Origin of the sequence: Streptomyces sp. NBC_00038, from assembly GCF_026343635.1 — a bacterium.
Taxonomy (GTDB): domain Bacteria; phylum Actinomycetota; class Actinomycetes; order Streptomycetales; family Streptomycetaceae; genus Streptomyces.
This window is the reverse complement of record NZ_JAPELQ010000001.1, coordinates 422374-439187: the sequence shown is the minus strand read 5'-3', so window position 1 is coordinate 439187 and position 16814 is coordinate 422374. Positions and strand designations below refer to the sequence as shown.

The following is a 16814-nucleotide window of genomic DNA, read 5'->3' as shown; positions in this document are numbered from 1 at the left end:
CGTATGCAGCTGACCAACGCGGTCCCGGTCAAGGCCTCGCCGGACGAGGTCTTCGCCCTGATGAACGACGTCGAACGGGTCGCCTCCTGCATGCCGGGCGCCGCGCTCGACGGGCAGGACGGCGACGTCTGGCAGGGCAGGGTGAAGATCAAGGTCGGACCGATCAGCGCCGCGTACGCGGGCACGGTCCGGTTCCTGGAGGTCGACGCCGAACGGCGGCGGCTGCGGGTCCACGCCCGCGGAGCCGACACCCATGGCAGCGGCGACGCGGAGGCCGAAGTCGCGCTGGATGTGCTGGCGGCACCCGAGGGCGCGCTGCTCCAGCTCTCCACGGACCTGGTGATCCGCGGCAAGATCGCCCAGTTCGGCAAGGGCGCGATCGGCGCCGTGTCGGACCGGATCCTGCAGCAGTTCGCACAGAATCTGGGAAGCCTGCTGGACGCGGACCGGGCCGGGGGAGCGGCTGCCTCCCCGAACGTGGGTGCCAACTCCCCGCGCGTGGGCGCCACTTCCTACCCCGCCTCGCAACCCGCCCTCGCGCCGGACTCCGAACTCGACGGCCTGGCGATGCTGGTCGGCCCCGCGGCAGCCAAGTACGGCCTGGTCGCAGGGGCGTTCGCGTTCGGCCTCATCGAGGGCTGGCTGCTGGGCCGGCTCGGCGCCCAGGCGCGCGAACTGCGGGCCCTGCGGAGGGCTTCATGAGCACCGCGCGGTACGGGCAGCAGACCGAACGCACCTACCAACGCGCCGGCTTCGGTGCTCCCGTGCGTCGTGGCAGCCGACCCGCGATCGTCGTGGTCGACCTCACGCGCGGCTTCACCGAGGAGGGCTTCCCCTCGGGTGCGGATCTGACCGAAGTCGTCGGCGCCACGGGCGAGTTGATCGAGGCGGCACGTCCGGCCGGAGTGCCCGTCGTGTTCACCGCGATCGCCTACACACCGGCCGAGGCGGCGGGTGACGCCGTGGTCTGGCTGCAGAAGGCGCAGGGCATGCGGGCCCTGCTCGAAGGCGGCGAGGAGGTCGAGGTCGATCCCCGGCTGCCGCGCGAGCCCGACGACCACCTGATCGTGAAGAAGGGGGCCTCCGCCTTCTTCGGCACCTCGCTGGCCGCCCTGCTGACCGGCCTCGGCCGCGACACGGTCCTGGTGTGCGGGGCGACGACGAGCGGCTGCGTGCGGGCGACGGCCGTCGACGCCGTGCAGTCCGGGTTCTCGGTGCTGGTTCCGCGCGAGTGCGTCGGCGACCGGGCGTCCGGCCCGCACGAGGCGAACCTCTTCGACATCCAGGCCAAGTACGGCGATGTGATCGGCCTCAAGGACGCCGTCGCCTACCTCGACGCCCTGCCGAGGAGTGCCACGTGACCCCACCGCCGGAGGACCCCATGACGCCCGCTCCACCCGCCCGTTGCCTGCCGCAGTCCGCGCTCGCCGATCTGGCCGATGTGCCCGCCACGAGCCGCTGGGTGCGTTCGGGCGGCACGCGCCTGCACGTTCTCGACTACGGCGGCCCGGGCGTCCCGCTCGTCGTGCTGCCCGGCATCACCAGCCCGGCGATCACGATGGACTTCGTGGCCCGTGAACTGACCGATCTGGTACGGCCGTTGGTCGTCGACGTCCGAGGGCGGGGACTGTCCGACGCGGGAGGTTCCTACAGTCTTGAGGAGTACGCCGAGGACACCGAAGCCGTCATCACGGGACTCGGACTCGACCGGCCCTTGCTCTTCGGACATTCGATGGGTGCGCGCATCGCGGCCGTGACCGCCGTTCGGGGCAAGGTCGCCGTGCGCGGCACGGTGCTGGGTGACCCGCCGATGAGCGGACCGGGGCGCGGACCCTACCCCACCACGTTGGACGCCTTCCTGGGCCAGCTCGCGCAGGCGGTGCGTGGCACGGATGCCGACGAGGTGGCACAGGCGTGGCCGCGCTGGCCGCGCCAGGAGCAGGCACTGCGGGCGCGCTGGCTGGCCAGCTGCTCGGAGGACGCCATCGTGGCCACCCACCGAGGCTTCGAGAGCGAGGACTTCTTCCACTGGTGGCCCTCGGTGCCCGGCCCCACGGCACTGCTGTACGGCGCGGACAGTCCCGTCGTCACCGCCCAGGGCGCCCAAGAGGCGGCCCGGCTGCACCCCTCGGCCGTGTTCCGCGAGATCCCGGACGCCGGCCACATGCTGTTCTGGGACAACCCTCCCGTCGCGCTCGCCGCGCTGCGGGAGGCACTGCGCCCGATGCTGACCTGACGGCCGCCCGTGGTTGCCGTTCCGGACCGTCCCGATCCGGGGTGCCGAACCGATCAAGAGCCGTGCTTAAGTGGCTCCATGGCTGACGAAACCGCTACCTCGACCTCCACTCCGCCCCGGCCTCCCGTCGCGCTGACGGCCGCGCCCGGCTACCAAGTCCGGCGCCTCTACCAGGCGTACCTGGCGATCTGGATCCGCGCGGTGGACCCGACGCTCACCGGCCCGCAGTTCGCGGTGCTGCAGACCGTGGAGGCCGCACCGGGACACGATCAGCGGTCGCTGGCGTCGGCGGTGGCCCTGGACACGTCGACGATGGCGGACGTCGCCCGGCGGCTGGAGAGCCGGGGCCTGATCGTACGCAAGACGGCCGCCGCCGACGGCCGCCGCAAGCTGCTCTATCTGACCGAGGAGGGTGAGCAGACCCTCCGCGGCGCGAACGCCCGTGCCCGCCAGCTCGACCAACGACTCCTGGAGCCGTTCGGAGCCGAGCGGCACGAAGAGATCATGCACCTGCTCACGTCCCTCGCCGACCACTGGGAGGGACTGACCGAGAACTCGTAAGCCGCTCGCTGAGGCACGCCACGGGTTCTGGGTCGCCACTGACCGTAGAGACACCAGATGTCCGGAGGATGCCATGACCGACCACCACATCGGCCTGATCGTGCCCAGCTCGAACCTGACCATGGAAACGGAGCTCCCGCGCATGCTGCGGGACCGCGAGTCCGTACTTCCCGAGGACCGGTTCGTCTTCCACAGCAGCCGGATGCGCATGCAGCACGTCACGCCCGAGCAACTGCGCGCCATGAACGCGCAGACCGGGCGCGCGGCCCTGGAACTCGCCGACGCCCGCCCCGACGTGGTGGCCACGGCCTGCCTGGTGGCGATCATGGCGCAGGGACCGGGGTACCACTGCACCGCCGAGGACGAGATCACCGCCGTACTCCGCGACCAGGGCGCCCAGGCGCCTGTGGTCTCCAGCGCCGGAGCCCTGCTCGACGGCATCAAGACCCTCGGGGCGCGGCGGGTCGCGATCATCACGCCGTACATGAAGCCGTTGACCCGCGTCGTCGCCGACTACATCGAGGACGCGGGCACCGAAGTGGTGGACGCGCTGAGCCTGGAGGTGCCGGACAACCTGGCGGTGGCTCACCTCGACCCCGCCGACCTGCGCGATCACTGGCGGCGCCTGGACCTCTCCCGGGCCGACGCCCTCGTCCTGTCCGCATGCGTCCAGATGCCGTCGCTCCCCTCCATCCAGCCGGTCGAGGACGCGGCGGGCCTGCCGGTGCTGTCCGCGGCCACCGCCACGGCGTACCGCATCCTCGCCGAACTGGGCCTGCCCACTGTCGTGCCCGGCGCCGGCAGCCTGCTGAGCGGTCGCGTCCCCAGCTCCGCCACGGCCTGAACCCGTGAGGGACATCCTGGAGACCCTCGACGGCTGGTGCGCGACGGGCACCCGGTTTGCTGTGGCAAGCGTCATCGGCACGTGGTCCTCCTCGCCGAAGCAGCCGGGCGCGGCGATGGCCGTGTCCGAGAACGGGGAGGTGGTGGGGAGCGTCTCGGGCGGCTGCGTGGAGGCCGCGGTCTACGAGCTGGCGCGCCAGGCCCTGGAGACCGGGGAGGCGGTCACGGAGACATTCGGCGTCGCCGACGACGACGCGTTCGCCGTGGGCCTGACATGCGGGGGCACGCTGGAGATCTTCGTACGTCCCGTGGCGGACGCCCAGTTCGCCCAGTGGTCGGCCCTGGCCGCGGCGGTCCGGGAAGGCCGTCGGGCGGCTATGGCGACAGCGCTCTCCGGCGCGTCGGCGGGAGCATGCCTGCTCGTACGCGACGACGGCGGGGTGACGGGCTCGCTGGGAGAACGTGACCTGGACGTACAGGCACTCGCGCGGATGCGCCGGCATGACCCGCTTAGGGAGCCTTGCCTGGGCAGTGGATGGGCCGAGTCGGCCGATGGGCCGAGCGAGAGTTGGCGTGGAACCTCGGCCGGAGCGGAAGCAGCGGACCGCCGAGCGATGAGCACGGACGGCCTCGAAGCCCGGGACTTTTCGGCAACGACCCCACTGGACAACGGAGTTACGCGGGAGAGGCTGCCGGACGGCACCCGCCTCTTCCTCGAATCCTTCACGGAGCCCCCGCGCCTGCTGATTTTCGGAGCGATCGACTACGCCGGAGCCCTGGCACGCCTCGGGGCGTTTCTGGGGTATCGAGTCACCGTGTGCGACGCGCGGCCCGTCTTTGCCACGGCTGCCCGCTTCCCGGATGCACACGAGATCGTGGTCGACTGGCCGCACCGGTGGCTGAGCGGTACGAGGGTCGATGAGCGCACCGCCATATGCGTCCTCACGCACGACCCGAAGTTCGACATCCCCCTGCTGGAGGTCGCGCTGCAGACCGAAGCCGCCTACATCGGCGCCATGGGCAGCAGGCGCACGCACGAGGACCGACTGCGTCGCCTCCGCGACGCGGGCGTCGACGACAGGGCCCTCGCACGGCTGCGCTCACCGATCGGGCTCGACCTGGGCGGGCGCACCCCGGAGGAAACCGCCGTGTCCATCGCTGCGGAGGTCATCGCGCTGCGCGAGGGCGGCACAGGGCGGAGTCTGACCGAGACCCTCGCTCCCATTCACGCGCTCCGGGCCTCAGCGTCCTTCATGGCCCAGTGAACTCGCGCTGTACGGGAGGGAGAGAGCGCCCGGGGCCGCGGGGAAATGCGTGCGGTCAGCCCTTGACGGAGAGACTCCACCGGGAGATAGTCAGCATCCGGACTAATTCTCCGGCGCGGCGGCTGCGGGTGGATCGCGACCAGCCGTATCCGGCTATGTGTCCAGCGAGCTGCTCGGAAACCACACAACGTCGTGCCCGACTCGGTTCGTACCGACACCGTGCACGCAGTCGACGGGCGATTGCCATCGCGGGGCGCCGGCCGTCATCCCACTGGCCGACGTCCCCCCTCCACCTTGCCTCGGGACACCCCCTCATGAGGCCTCCTACTGCTCCGTGAAGGCGGCCTCGCCCCTGGCCGGTTGACGCATCCGCTGCCCTGCCGTCTGTCACGGGGCCGCGATCCGGCCGTGGCACGTTCCACGAACCCTCCCGCAGGACGTACTGCGGGTCGCCGGGCGACGACGTGCTGTCGCCGGCCCACCTCATCAGCGGTGCCATCCCCGAAGGGAACAGCTCATGACTGACGTCTCACCACCCATTGCGTCGCCACCCGTTGTCTCGGCGGTCGAACAGAACGGGGTGAACCCCGTCCCGGACGCGGAACGGCATGGCACACCGGGCGGCTTGTTCCCCGTCTGGTTCTCCTGGAATGTGTCCATCCTCGGGGTCAGTTGCGGCATCTACGTGTTCGGAGTGGGCTTGAGCGCCTGGCAGGCGATCCTGGCCGGGCTCCTGGGGTACGTGCTGTCCTCGACGCTGGTGGGGATCCTCGCGGTCGGCGGTCCCCGTACGGGTCTGCCGACCCTCACCCAGACCCGGTCCGCCTTCGGTTTCCACGGCAACAAATTCCCCACCTTCTTCGCCTACCTGTCCAACGTCGGCTGGAAGGTCACCATCATCACGCTGGCATCGACCTCGGGAGCCAGCCTCTTCGCCCGGCTGTGGCCCGGTGCCTTCGCCGACGATCAGGGTGAGGCGACCGTTCCGGCGATCGGGCTCTGGTACGTCGCCGTGCTCGTGGTGTCCGTGACGGTCGCGGTGTACGGCCACCAGATGATCCTCAAGGTGGAGAAGTGGATCGCCTGGCTCACCGCGGTGATGACGGTGGTGTTCATCGGCATGGTCGTTCCCCATATCCGCTGGGACCGGATAGGCGGCGCGGAGAACGGATCGCTGGGTGAATTCGTGGGTGGCGTCATCCTGGCCATGACGTTGGTCGGGCTCGGATTCCTGCACTACGGCGGCGACTTCGCCCGCTACCTTCCGCGCACCACCAAGGCGCGCAGTGTGATCAGCTGGACCACTTTCGGCATCGTGCTTCCCGTCGCCGTACTGCTCATTCTCGGTGTGCTGCTCGCTGCGGGCGATTCCGGTCTCGGCGCCGCGGCCGCGAACGATCCCATCGGCGCGCTCACCGACCTGCTTCCCCTGTGGTTCTTCATCCCGTTCACGATCGTCATCGTGATCTCGCTGGTCGCCGCGGCGATCACGGGCCTCTACTCCTCGGGACTCGCACTGCTCGCCCTGGGAGTGCCGGTGTCCCGGGTCGGAACAACGGTCATCAACATGGTCATCATCTCCGCCGGGGCCTTCTACCTGCTCTTCCTGTCCGACTCGTTCCTGGCCACCTTCCAGGCCTTCCTGGCCCTGATCGCGGTGGTCATGGGCACCATGGGCGGAATCCAGCTGCTCGACTTCATCCGCCAGCGCCGACTGGGCTGGAACGTCGACCTTGCCAAGCGTGCGGGCGAGGGAGGCCGCAGCGGGCGGTGGACGGCGCTGGTGTCACTCGGCGTCGCCACGGTGATCGGCCTGGGCCTGGTCACCTCGTCCGACCCCAACCTCGCCAAGGTGGTCGGCTTCCTGCTGTCCGACTCGGCGAAGAAGGGCGTCGTCGGCAGCACCAACATGGGTGTTCTGATCGCGATGGTGGTCGGCGCCGCGATGTACGCGTTCCTCACCTTTGTGCTGAAGATCGACCCGAAGGGCACGTACACGGCACGGCGTGAATCCGAACCCGTGAGTGTTTCCTCATGACCTTCGAAAGCCCCGATCAGTGGCATGCGCCGGCGACCTACTGGTTCTGGCACAGGATTCCGACGGCCGAGGAGATCCAGGAACAGCTGGACACCCTTGCCGCGGCCGGGTTCAAGTCGTTCCAGATCCAGACCCGGCTGTCGTTCCCGCTCGAGGACTATCTCGGGCCCCAGTATCTCGCCGCGTGCCGGCTCGCCGCCGACGGAGCGGCGAGCCGGGGGCTGATGATGGGCATCTACGACGAGTACAACTGGCTTTCCGGGCACGCGGGCGGACGTACCGTCGACGGACGCGATGAACTGCGCGAACGGCACATGTTCTGCACCACCGGGGAGCCCGACGGAGAGTTCGCCGAGTGCGCAGTCGACGAGATCCGCGCGAAGGACGTGGACTACCTGCTGGAGCCCGGAAAGAACTGGGTGTTCTCGGGCGGGGTCGTGCGGTGGGACGAATGGGAGATCGTCGCGGCCCTCGCCCATCCGGCGGGGGACATCGATTCCGAGCACTCGATCACGGACGTCACGGAACACGCTCAGCTCATCGAATCCGGCGAGTCCGGATGCCGAGTGCGCGTACCCGCCGAAGCACTGGCCGGCCAGTCGGCCGTCACCGTCTTCGTCGCCGCACGGTGCGCGTCGAGCCGCATGATCAATTACCTGCTGCCCGAGGCGGCGGAACGCTTCCTCGAAGTCGGCTACCAGCCCTACGCGGAGGCCTTCGGCGCGCACCTGGGAACGACCGTGAGCTACGTCTTCTTCGACCAGCCGCACGGGTGCTTCTTCGACTGGCGGCAGCGCCGCGCTCACGTCGACTCGTCGCTGATGTACGCCCCCACCGTCGTGCCGGACGACCGTCGAGTCCTGTTGTCACTGGCGCGCGAGGTCGGCCCGCTGACGGCGGCCTGGCGGTGCGACTTCTTCGAGCGCTACTCGGCCGTCGGGATCGACGCGTTCTTCGGGACGCTGTCGAAGTGGTGTGCGGAGCACGGCGTGGCCCTGTCCGGCCATGAGGTGCTCGGTTACGTCTCCTCCTGGAACCCTGCCGCCACGATCATCACCGAAGACCCACGGACGAACTTCGGCACCGACTACTTCGGGCTGGACCGCTGGCGCGACATCACGGCCGTCGACGCGCGCAACGAACACCCGCAGATCAGCGCCAAGTTCGGCGATTCCGTGGCCCGGTCGAACGGTCGCAGCGGCTGCCTGGTCGAGCAGTACTTCGCCCGCACCGAGACCGGATCGCACTTCGCGGCAGGCCGCTGGGAACTCACCCTTGGCCAGTTGCGCGACCAGACCGTGCGTCACCATCTGCTCGGCGCACGGCAGTTGCTGATGCACGCCTTCTGGCTCACCGACGGCCACGAGGGCGACGAGCTCTTCACCAATCCCCGGTTCGACTTCGCCCCCGGCGTGAACTTCGAGCCCTGGTTCGCCTACCACCGTGCGTTCGCGGAGGAGTCGGGAAGGCTTTCGGAGTTCCTCGACGCAACCCGGCCGCTGGACGAGATCGCCGTGCTGTATCCCCTGCGGACGAGCTGGGCGGAAGGCCCCACGCATCCCTACGGCCAGCACACGGCGTTCTGGACCGAACATCTGGCCCGCGCGGGACACGACTTTCACCTCGTCGACGAACGGGACCTGCGCGCGGGACGGATCGCAGACCGTTACCGGACCCTCGTCCTGCCAGGGGTGTCCGTCGTCCAGGACGACAACACCATCGACGCTCTAGCGGAGTTCACACGCGGCGGGGGAGCACTGCTGGCATCGGGACCGATCCCGCACGCGACCCAGACGCGGGGCACCGACGACCGGGTGAGCCGACGGATGCGGGAACTGCTGAGTGGACCACGGGCCCGGCACTGGCCGGACATCCCGTCACCCGCGGCCGTCGAACCCCATCTGGACCGCTCGCTCGCCGGCCACCCGGAGGTCGACTGCGACGGGGCGGTGTGGTCACGTCGCGCACTTGACGCCGAGGGGACCCGGATCGCTCTGTTCAACGACGACGACTGCGAGCGAACCGTCCACATCCGGCCTACTCAGCTCCCCGCCCAAGTGACCCGGTGGAGGCCGGAGTCCGGTGTGGTCGAGGCACCGTTCGAGGTCGACGGCTCGCTGCGGCTGAGCCTCGCCCCCGGTGAACTGGCCTGCTGGCACCTGACGCACGGCACACGCACCGTGCCGGTGCCCCTCATCCTGGACCAGGGGTGGCTGCTCACCGCCGGCGCCGCCGAGCAGCCGGTCGACGTCGATCGCGGCTGGGAACAGCAGGGGTGGGACCGGTACTCGGGAGTCGGCGAGTACAAGAACACCTTCGACCTCACCGCCGACGCCCTGGCCTGGCCCGACTGGGAACTCGTCCTGCCCGTCGTGCACACGAGCGCCGAGGCCGAGATCAACGGGCAGACCGTGGGCCGATGGGGATGGGCTCCCTTCCGTTGCAACATCGCCTCGTCCACGCTGCGTCCGGGGCCCAACGAACTGCGCATCCGCGTCTCCTCCACGGCGGCCAACCACTACTACGCGGGCACCCGCCACCAAGCCGGACCACCCGATCCGAGCGGACTCGCCGCCGCTCCGCGGCTGCGACCGAGGCTGGCCGGATTCTCGGACCAATCGGAGCGAGGTGCCACAACCGTCTAGGAGAGGAAACTGCTGCCCCGTTGATCTCCTGCAGAACCGAGTGCGACAGTGAGCGCGTTTGACCACTTCCCGAACCAGGAAGGTTCCCATGCGCTTACGTCGTTCCGTCCTCAACACCCTTGCCGCAGCGGCGAGTCTGTCCCTCGCACTGACGCCGGCCTCCGCAGTCGCGCAGGATCGGCCGACCGGTTCCCACACCGGGACCGGCATGGCCGTCAACACCAAGTCACGCGCTCAACTCGACGCCTACTGGACCCCGGAGCGGATCCGCCAGGCCAAGCCGATGCCCGCGCCCGAGGCCGTCTCCGAGGTACGGCCTTCCTCCGGCGCAGGCGCCGAGGTCACCGCCAGGCCGGTGCACGTCCCCGCGACGAGACCCGCGGTGAGCGCGGGAGTTGAGGCCCAGGCCAGCGTGTGGGGGACAGTGGGGCGCCTGTACTTCACGATCCCGGGCCAGGGTGACTACATCTGCTCTGGCAACGTTGTCACGAGCAACAACGGTTCGGTGCTGGCCACCGCGCGGCACTGCGGCTTCGGCGACGGCGGTACCAACTACCGCTTCGCCCCCAACTACAACACGGGCAACGCGCCCTACGGCTGGTGGAGTTGGCGCAGCGCTGGCTGGGTCACGGGAGGCGGCCAGGAGAACGACAGCGCCTTCCTCGTCCTGGACACTCCGGGCGGCCGGCGCGTGCAGGACGTCGTGGGCTCCACCGGGCTCGGCTTCAACTGGTCGAGCAACTACGCGCACATCATCGGTCTGCCGGCCGACAAGGACTACGCCGTGTGGTGCGAGGGGCAGGGCTACGCCGGACCCGACGGGCAGCGCCTCATGAACAACTGCAACGGCCTCTCCGGCGGCGCCAGCGGCGGTGCCTGGATCGAGAACTATCAGCCTGACGGCTCCGCGATACAGACCGGTGCCTACTCCGGCAGCTATGGATCGGCTGCCGCCACATCGGCGTACGGCAACTCCGCGTACGACGTCTGGAACGGGGCCCAGAACAGCTGACGGCCCCCAGAACAGCTGACGAGACAGCCCTCGCAGCGCTTCTTGCGGATGGCGGGGCGGGCTGCTGCGAACGGTTGTGGACCGAGGTCGAAGGGCCCGCTCCCTTACAGGAGTGGGCCCTTCAGCCTGTGTTACTCAGCGGCGAATGCCTATTGCTGTGCGCCGCCCTGACGATCGTTGCGCAGGGCACTCTGGTTGATCACGAACTGCGAGCCGGGTTCGATGAGGATGTTGCCGTCGCGTGAGTTCGTGATGGTGACGTTGTTGAGGGTGGCGCTGCCGCGGGCGCCGCCCATGGCGAGGATGCCGGATCCGTTGTTGGACTTGTCGATGGTGACGTTGGTGATCTGGACGTCCGGCATAGTGCCGCCGCCGGTCTTGAACTGGATGCCGTCGTAGGTCGAGTCGTGGATGTCGGTGTCGCGGATGACGACCCCTGGGATGTTCACGCCTTGGGCGAACAGCGTGATGGCTCCGAACTCCTGGTCCTCGTTCCAGAACGCACCGCCGGTGCGGTACAGCCCGTTGTTGGCGATGAGGGTCTGTCCGGAGAAGGGCACCGGGTCGTGGTCGGTCGCCAGCATGATGCCCGGGTAGTTCATGGTGTCGTAGATCAGGTTGTTCTCGATGGTGTTGCCGTAACCGCCGTAGACGGCGATGCCGTTGGCCCGCCACGGCAACTGGACCGTGTTGTTGCGGAAGTGGTTGTCGTGGCCGATGTCGACCGACTGGTCCTTGACGTATTTGCTGGCCCACACGGCGAGGGCGTCGTCACCGGTGTTGCGGAACGAGGAGTTCTCCACCGTCGAGTTGTGGGTTCCGTTGGTGAAGTTGATGCCGTCGGCGTAGGTGTTGCGGATCCGCATTCCGGTGAACTCCAGTCCGTCACCGGGCCCCCAGAGTTCGGGGATGTTGCTGTAGTCGCGGCCCACCCACACACCGACGTTGGCGTGCTCGATCCACACGTTGCTGATCTTCGTGTCCTGGCCGAACCGGCCATTGAGACCGACGCCGCCCTCGGCGTTGCCGTCGCCGCCCCGGATGGTGCCCGAGCCGAAGATGGCGATGTCCGAGATCTTGGTGTTGTCGTCGATGTCGAAGCCGAAGTTGCCCTCGTGCGGGTGGTTGATGCCGCCCGCCTGGTGGGGCGGGGTGAGGGTGTAGAGCTGCGAGTGCCACATGCCGGCGCCGCGGATGGTGACATCGCTGATGCCGACCTGGTTGTAATCGCCGCGGTTGAGCGGGTCGTCGGTGAGGATCTTCTGCTCCTGGCGCCACTGGCCCGCCGGGATCCACACGCAGTCGATCTGCCCGTTCTGGTCGGCGGTCACGGCACGCTGGATGGCGTCCGTGTCGTCGATGCCGTCGTTCGGCACGGCTCCGTACTGCGTGATGGAGACGCAGCCGGCCGGCTGGGAAGCGGCCGGGGCCACCTGCTCCAGGTCGACCAGGTCGACGATGTAGAAGGAAGCGGTGTCGCCCGCGTCACGCTGCAGCCGGAAGGTGGTCCCCGCCGGGTACGTCTGCGTGAGCAGTGCGTTGGACTCGTCGAACAACCGGCGTGCGTCGGTGCCCGGGGTGTTGGTGAGCCCTTCGGGCGAGTCGGTGTTGCCGTACAGCCAGCTGTGCTTGGAGCTCAGGTTGAGCTTGCGCACGAAGGTGCCGTTCGCGTAGAGGCTCAGGGTGGCCTCGGTGCCCCCGCCGCCCGCGGCGTCCGGAATCGAGTTGCGTACGACGATGGAGTTCGCCGGGCTGGTGGAGGTGAACTGGACGTACTGCCCGGTGGAGTTGAGGCGCACCGACTGTCGGCCCGACGACTCGGTGGCGAAGTTGGTGTGACCGAAGGTCCGCAGCTGATCGGTCGTCAGAAGGGTTCCCTGGTACGTCCCTTCCTCCGCCTCGTACTCGATGTACGGTACGGCGGCGCCGCGGCCGACCACGATGGAGCGGGTGAAGATGTTGTTGCTCTCGTTGGTCTCGGTGACGGTGTTCGTGGCGTCGGCGGTCGCGGTGAGCACGCTCGCACCGCTCGTGGCGGTCCACGTCCCGCTGATCGTGACGTTGGCGGTGGCGCCGGCGGCGATCGCCCCCGCCGTACCGTTGAGTGTGGTGCTGCCGACCTGGACGCGCGCCACGGAACCCGCGGACGCGGCCGAGATACCCCGGTTGTGCACCGCGACCGTGAAGGACACGGACGCGCCGACGGCGGGGCTGGCCGGGTTGGTCGTGATGCCGGTGACCTCGAGGTCGGGTCCCGGGCTCTGGGTGACGGTCAACTTGTCCGCCGCGGTACGGCTGTTGTTGGTGCTGTCGAGTTCGGGCACGGTGTCCGTCGGGTCGACCACGGCGGAGACCGTGTAGCTGCCCGTGGCCCGCTTGCCCACGCCTACGGAGACGGTCTCGGAGGCCCCCGCCGCGAGTGCGCCGACCGGGGCGCTGCCGGCGACGGTTCCGTCCACACTGACGTTCACCGTGGTGGCAGGGGAAGCGGCCGTACCGGAATTGCGCACCGTCGCCCGGACCGTGACGGTGTCCGACTCGGTGGGCGCTGCCGGCGTCCAGGTCAGGTCGGTGACGACGAGGTCGGGGTTCGGGGCCGCGGCGCCGATGACCTCGAACTCGGCGACCTGCGCGCCGTATCCGCTCGAGTTGTTCGTGAACCTCAACTGCACGTCGGCGTACCGGCCGCTGACGGCGATCGTGACCGAGTTGGCGTTCGAGGCGGGGTTGAAGGTGTAGTCGGCGCCGGCCTTGATCGAGGTGAATCCACTCGCGGACTGCTCGCGTGCGAGGACCTCGATGTTCTGTGTCCTGGTCGCCCAGGCCGCGTCGGGGTTGAGCTTCAGGGTGATCCCGCTGAGGTCCGCGTTGGCACCCAGTTTCACCGTCAGCGTCGCGGGGTGTCCGTTGGACTCCCAGTAGGTGCCCACCTGCCCGTCGTTGGCGTTGGTCGCCGTGAACGACTGGACGAACGACGAGGCCTCGATCGGCTTGTTGAGCGAGAGGTTGGTCCCGTCGACCGGAGGTTCCTCGGGGTCGCCTCCTCCGTCGGTGCCGTAGACCTCGACCTCGGACAACTGGGCCGCGTTCCAGCCGGTGTTGGCGCTCACCTGCACGCGGACGTGGCGCACGCTGCGGGCGGTGAAGTCCACGGTGACCGTGTTGGATCCCGCCGGGGCGAAGCTACGGGTGGCCGAACCGGACAGGGACATGAAGGTGGAGCCGTCGGTGCTGCCCTCGATCGAGAGGGTCTGGGTCCTGGCCTCCCAGGTGGTGGGCAGCTTCAGGACGACCTGGTTGGCTTCGACGGTGCCGCCGAGATCGACGCGTATCCACTGAGGGAACGACCCGGCCGGGCCTTCCCAGTAACTCTGCTGGCTGCCGTCGGTGACGTTCGTGGCGGGATAGCCGCTGTGGGCCCCGCTGGTCGTGGCGATCTTGCCGAGCGCAAGGTTGGGTCCGCGGACCGCAGCCGGTGCGGCGGTGGCGGCGCTGGGTTGGAGACCGACGGTGGCCAGGCCGGCCAGGAGCAGGCCAATGATCGTCCGTAGGCCGAATCGCTTCCGTCTCATGGCGTCCTCGTTCCATGGCAGGGGGACGACGGGGGGAGCGGTGGTGCGGGAGATGCGGAGGTGCAGGCTGGGGACCGGGAGGTCGACCGTGGAGCGCGACGACACGCGAGGTAGCAGGGGCCGACTGAGGCCCGACTGCTGAGGATTGCCGTCAGGCAGTCGCTAATTTGCGTGATTCCATCGGAACTTTGCTTCTCCAGGACAGATTTCTGGCTACCGTTCCGTTTGTCAATGGCATGCACACGGCGTCTCGAAAGGGTGTGGCGCCGGTGCCGACAGGAAAGGTGGGGTGGGCGCTCTCGCCCGGGTGTTGCGCGCGGCCGGTCACCCTCGAAGGGCCACGGGTCAGGCTCGCGGGGGCGGAAGAGGAGATCGCCGAGCTCGATGCCTGCCAGGAGCGCAGGTCATCGAGGGTGTGCCTCTGAGGCCCTTGTTCGGCCACATTGGAGCTCGAACGGGCGGTGAGCCTTGATCAGGAGTCGACGCCTGGAGACTGACGGCTCCCCGTACGGCGGGTTGGATGCGGTCAGGCGTCGATCAGGCAGCCGCTGCCTGGGCTTTGCGGGCGAGCAGTTGAATCGACTGGAACTGCCGTCGGTCGGTGGGCTCAGGCTCGCGAACCATTCGAGCCACCTCGGCCAACCCGGACTCGCGCAGCAGCGCGGCGAGGTGATCGGGCCACCACCGATAGGCCGGCGCGACTGCGTGGTCGAAGATCTGCGTCGGGTGGGACGGATCCTCGCTTGCCGAAAAGCCGATCAGAAGGTGGCCGCCGGGTGCCAGCACACGTTGGAACTCCGCCAGGATGACGGGGAGTTCCTGCGGCGGAGTGTGGATGATCGACCAACGTGAGAGTACGCCGCCCAGCGCGCCGTCGGCGATGTCCAACGCGGTCATCGAACCCACGTCGAACCGCAGGCCCGGATAGGCCTGTCGAGCCAACTCGATCATCGCGGGAGAGGCATCGACACCGAACGCCGCCAGCCCCAACTCGTCCAGATGAGCGGTGATATGGCCAGGCCCACACCCCAGGTCCGCGACCCGGCCGTCCCCACTCGCACTGACGACCTCGGCGAAGGCACCCAAGATTGCGCGATCCAGGGGACTGTCGCGCAGCGTGTCGCGGAAGAGCTCCGCATAGGTGGTGGCAGAAGCGTCGTAGGCCTCGCGGGTGGCACTGAGGGCGTCGTGTTCGACCATGCCCGCGACAATAGTTCCTGGAGCTTGCGTCAGGTTGATCCGGGCGCGGCTTCGATGGGATGAACCCAATTCCAGGCGGAGCGCCGCCTGTTCACAGGAGGCACTCATGCCCGAGCGCGACGTCGTGCTCAACGAACTCGCCCAGGGGCTGCGTCCGATGGCACAGGGCATCGAGTGGTTTGACGCACTCGGTCCGGAGGAGCAGTCCGAGACGCTGCGTTTCCTGTCCCACCACTGCATCCAGGCTCGCGTTGCCGCCGAAGACGGACCGGAGAGCGTTCGCCGTGCCGGGTTGCGCGCGACGCACACGCCGGCGGTACTGATCACACGCGGACGGATCGACCTGCAACTGGGGAGATCGCCGGCCTTGCCCCTCTCGACGAACGCCGCAAAGCGTTTCGGCTGCTGATCGCGGTACTCGCGATTGCCGACGGGCGGCGACGCGAGCGCTTCTGCGGCGATGGGTGCAGTCACTGGTGGCGCAGGCTGTCCGTCGCCGGCTGACTCCCTCGGTTGGCACCTGCGCACGGGTCGGATCTTGTAAGGGGCGTGGGTGGTCACTCGGGGGTTCGGCGAAGGATCAGGGTGATGAAGCCGAAGCTGTCGCGGTAGCTGTGCAGCCATTGCGAGCGGTGGGTGGTGGCAACGGTGAGAACTTCCGCGCTGTCGGGGTGCTCGGGGTGGTCCAGTGCCCAGGTTGCCAGGGATCCGGTCCAGCACCACTCGAAGTCGTCGAGTTCCTGACGTGTGCTGATGTGCCCGAAGACAGGGGTCCAGCCGTGGGCGACGACGCGGTCCATGGTGGTCGCCAAGTCCTCGTATTCGCCGAGCATTTCGCGGGCGGCGGAGGTGGGCTCGCGCTCCCAATAGGCATCGCCGACCAGGATGCGTCCGTCGGGGGCGAGGTGCTTGCGGGCGGCGTCGAGGGTGGGCAGGAGACCGCCGAACGCATGGGTGGCACCGACGCTGAGCACTGCGTCGAAGGGGCGGGGTGATGCGAACTCCGTGGCGTCCTGGTGATGGAGTACGAGTCGTTCTCCGACTCCCAGATCGGCCGCCTCCTGCCGGGCCTTGGCCAGCAGCGGGGCCGAGTTGTCGACGCCTTCGGCGGTCACATCCGGATGAGCGGCCAGGGTCCGTAGAAGCCAGGCCGCCTCACCGCAACCGAGGTCGAGTACGCGTTCGTTGCCGCGTTCCACGGTTCGACGGAGCAGCCGTCGCACCGACTCGTCGTCAAGAGGGGCGTTGATCGGGTGATCGGCGTGCGACAGCTGAGAGATCATTTCGCGGTTCATGGCGCGCAGCCTGACAGCGTGGGCCACCCGTCGCATCTGCATTACCCCGCCCCCGCCCGGTCCTGGCCTTCTGTGCACCGGCCTTGTGGTGTGCATGGCGTGCGCTTGAGTACGACGTGTGATGGGTATGGACGACAGTCTCCGCAT

General features: G+C 68.7%; 12 protein-coding genes and 1 pseudogene. 10 read left to right on the top strand and 3 right to left on the bottom strand.

Translation table 11 applies throughout. The features are described 5' to 3' along the window. The first annotated feature begins 3 nt into the window (after positions 1–3). The 9 genes from OG219_RS02100 (at position 4) to OG219_RS02060 (ending at position 10600) form a co-directional block, all read left to right on the top strand. Positions 4–702: an SRPBCC family protein gene (locus OG219_RS02100; RefSeq protein WP_266822227.1), complete on the top strand. Its 699-nt coding sequence runs from the start codon at positions 4–6 to the stop codon at positions 700–702. After that, on the top strand, positions 699–1361 hold the full coding sequence (locus OG219_RS02095; RefSeq protein WP_266822225.1) for an isochorismatase family protein: 663 nt from the start codon (positions 699–701) through the stop codon (positions 1359–1361). Before OG219_RS02100 ends, OG219_RS02095 begins: the two co-directional genes overlap by 4 nt. A 20-nt stretch (positions 1362–1381) precedes the next feature. Continuing rightward, complete coding sequence (locus OG219_RS02090; RefSeq protein ID WP_266835970.1) at positions 1382–2236, top strand: alpha/beta fold hydrolase; 855 nt, start codon at positions 1382–1384, stop codon at positions 2234–2236. Positions 2237–2314: 78 nt separating this feature from the next. Next, on the top strand, positions 2315–2797 hold the full coding sequence (locus tag OG219_RS02085) for a MarR family winged helix-turn-helix transcriptional regulator (RefSeq protein ID WP_266822223.1): 483 nt from the start codon (positions 2315–2317) through the stop codon (positions 2795–2797). Positions 2798–2870: 73 nt separating this feature from the next. Continuing rightward, on the top strand, positions 2871–3641 hold the full coding sequence (locus OG219_RS02080; protein WP_323183258.1) for an Asp/Glu racemase: 771 nt from the start codon (positions 2871–2873) through the stop codon (positions 3639–3641). A 4-nt stretch (positions 3642–3645) separates the two neighbouring features. Further along, entirely contained in the window at positions 3646–4905 is a 1260-nt protein-coding gene (locus tag OG219_RS02075; protein WP_266822221.1) for an XdhC/CoxI family protein, read from the top strand. A gap of 517 nt (positions 4906–5422) precedes the next feature. Beyond that, on the top strand, positions 5423–6943 hold the full coding sequence (locus OG219_RS02070; RefSeq protein ID WP_266822219.1) for a cytosine permease: 1521 nt from the start codon (positions 5423–5425) through the stop codon (positions 6941–6943). Beyond that, entirely contained in the window at positions 6940–9588 is a 2649-nt protein-coding gene (locus OG219_RS02065) for a hypothetical protein (RefSeq protein WP_266822217.1), read from the top strand. Before OG219_RS02070 ends, OG219_RS02065 begins: the two co-directional genes overlap by 4 nt. A gap of 88 nt (positions 9589–9676) precedes the next feature. Then, positions 9677–10600, top strand: coding sequence for a peptidase (locus OG219_RS02060; protein WP_266822215.1), 924 nt, complete (start codon positions 9677–9679; stop codon positions 10598–10600). A gap of 149 nt (positions 10601–10749) precedes the next feature. On the opposite strand, the gene OG219_RS02055 is transcribed toward OG219_RS02060, so the two are convergent. Both OG219_RS02055 and OG219_RS02050 read right to left on the bottom strand, forming a co-directional pair. Continuing rightward, a complete protein-coding gene (locus OG219_RS02055) occupies positions 10750–14172 on the bottom strand; it encodes a CARDB domain-containing protein (RefSeq protein WP_266822213.1) in 3423 nt (1140 codons plus the stop codon). 537 nt (positions 14173–14709) lie between these two features. Next, positions 14710–15372, bottom strand: a complete 663-nt coding sequence (locus OG219_RS02050) for a class I SAM-dependent methyltransferase (protein WP_266822211.1) — start codon at positions 15370–15372, stop codon at positions 14710–14712. On the opposite strand from OG219_RS02050, the pseudogene OG219_RS48235 reads away from it, so the two are divergent. After that, positions 15371–15876, top strand: a pseudogene (locus tag OG219_RS48235) (DUF5958 family protein). The gene OG219_RS02050 and the pseudogene OG219_RS48235 sit on opposite strands and share 2 nt — an antisense overlap. Positions 15877–15929: 53 nt before the next feature. On the opposite strand, the gene OG219_RS02035 reads toward OG219_RS48235, so the two are convergent. Continuing rightward, entirely contained in the window at positions 15930–16667 is a 738-nt protein-coding gene (locus tag OG219_RS02035; protein WP_266822207.1) for a cyclopropane-fatty-acyl-phospholipid synthase family protein, read from the bottom strand. Positions 16668–16814 lie beyond the last annotated feature (147 nt).

Bases quoted from the DNA above. Each gene is read 5' to 3' on its own strand.
- OG219_RS02100 (WP_266822227.1), top strand. From the start codon at position 4: ATGCAGCTGACCAACGCGGTCCCGGTCAAGGCCTCGCCGGACGAGGTC.
- OG219_RS02095 (WP_266822225.1), top strand. From the start codon at position 699: ATGAGCACCGCGCGGTACGGGCAGCAGACCGAACGCACCTACCAACGC.
- OG219_RS02090 (WP_266835970.1), top strand. From the start codon at position 1,382: ATGACGCCCGCTCCACCCGCCCGTTGCCTGCCGCAGTCCGCGCTCGCC.
- OG219_RS02085 (WP_266822223.1), top strand. From the start codon at position 2,315: ATGGCTGACGAAACCGCTACCTCGACCTCCACTCCGCCCCGGCCTCCC.
- OG219_RS02080 (WP_323183258.1), top strand. From the start codon at position 2,871: ATGACCGACCACCACATCGGCCTGATCGTGCCCAGCTCGAACCTGACC.
- OG219_RS02070 (WP_266822219.1), top strand. From the start codon at position 5,423: ATGACTGACGTCTCACCACCCATTGCGTCGCCACCCGTTGTCTCGGCG.
- OG219_RS02065 (WP_266822217.1), top strand. From the start codon at position 6,940: ATGACCTTCGAAAGCCCCGATCAGTGGCATGCGCCGGCGACCTACTGG.
- OG219_RS02060 (WP_266822215.1), top strand. From the start codon at position 9,677: ATGCGCTTACGTCGTTCCGTCCTCAACACCCTTGCCGCAGCGGCGAGT.
- OG219_RS02055 (WP_266822213.1), bottom strand. From the start codon at position 14,172: ATGAGACGGAAGCGATTCGGCCTACGGACGATCATTGGCCTGCTCCTG.
- OG219_RS02050 (WP_266822211.1), bottom strand. From the start codon at position 15,372: ATGGTCGAACACGACGCCCTCAGTGCCACCCGCGAGGCCTACGACGCT.
- OG219_RS02035 (WP_266822207.1), bottom strand. From the start codon at position 16,667: ATGAACCGCGAAATGATCTCTCAGCTGTCGCACGCCGATCACCCGATC.